The organism is Bradyrhizobium sp. (assembly GCF_016462955.1).
Lineage (GTDB): Bacteria > Pseudomonadota > Alphaproteobacteria > Rhizobiales > Xanthobacteraceae > Bradyrhizobium.
Genome location: NZ_JAEMSD010000889.1, coordinates 1,050 through 1,537, shown reverse-complemented (window position 1 = coordinate 1,537; position 488 = coordinate 1,050). Strand labels below are relative to the sequence as shown.

The window sequence follows — 488 nt, the reverse complement described above, 5'->3', positions numbered from 1 at the left end:
CAGCCGCTCCCAGGCATCGACTTCCGCAGACGAGAAATTGTCTCGCGCCACGTCGCCGGCGTCCAGCATCGTCCGCACGGCTTCGACGTCGACGCCGATCTCCGCCTCCCGCGTCACACCCAGAAGGGCAACGCCTTCGCTGTGCGACAGGTTGAACCGAAGCGCGGGACTGCCGACCCGGCTGGCATGACAGGGATCGAGAGATGGATTGCCTTGCTCACCATAGGTGAAGCGTACGGAGCTCGCCGCGACTTGAAGGTATCCCGCGAGCAGGTGCCGGAGCTGCCCGCGACCGGCAATGAAGCGGCGGCGGTGCTCGTCGAAATGGAACCGCTCCGCGCGTTCCCGCTCCGGGCCGTCGAGACAGCCGCCGATCGCCTGGGCCGGCCATGCAGGTTGATCGAGCGAGAGCAGCCACAGGTGCACGTCGCCGCTACCGAGGGCTGGCGGGGGAGCGAGCGTTTCGTGGGGCTGCCACGACTGCATAT

1 pseudogene is annotated in these 488 nt (G+C 67.4%); it reads right to left on the bottom strand.

Going from position 1 to position 488, the window contains the following annotated elements:
* Positions 1-488 (bottom strand): annotated as a pseudogene (locus JHD07_RS39575) (hypothetical protein); the annotation flags it as partial.